This window comes from Anaerobacillus sp. ABD4_527, assembly GCF_056160805.1.
Genome location: NZ_JBSWXZ010000020.1, coordinates 1 through 314, shown reverse-complemented (window position 1 = coordinate 314; position 314 = coordinate 1). Strand labels below are relative to the sequence as shown.

General features: G+C 44.9%; 2 rRNA genes. Both read right to left on the bottom strand.

The features are described from left to right. A 5S ribosomal RNA gene (rrf, locus tag ACXAHI_RS21050) occupies positions 1-89 on the bottom strand; the annotation flags it as partial. 137 nt (positions 90-226) lie between these two features. After that, positions 227-314, bottom strand: a 23S ribosomal RNA gene (locus tag ACXAHI_RS21045); the annotation flags it as partial.

Below are 314 nucleotides of genomic sequence, written 5' to 3'. Positions count from 1 at the left end.
GAGAGCCCCCAACTACCATCGGCGCTGAAGAGCTTAACTTCCGTGTTCGGCATGGGAACGGGTGTGACCTCTTCGCCTTCATCACCAGACTAATCAATGGTTGAATCCACCACAAAGTGTTTAACCAAGGACAAGATATATATTACTATATGCTTGAAAGAAAATCAAGGAATTTTTTTCATTCCCTGAAAACTAGATAGCACTCGCAACGTATTCCAATATGTTTTAGGTTAAGCCCTCGATCGATTAGTATTCGTCAGCTCCACGTGTCGCCACGCTTCCACCCCGAACCTATCAACCTCATCATCTCTGAG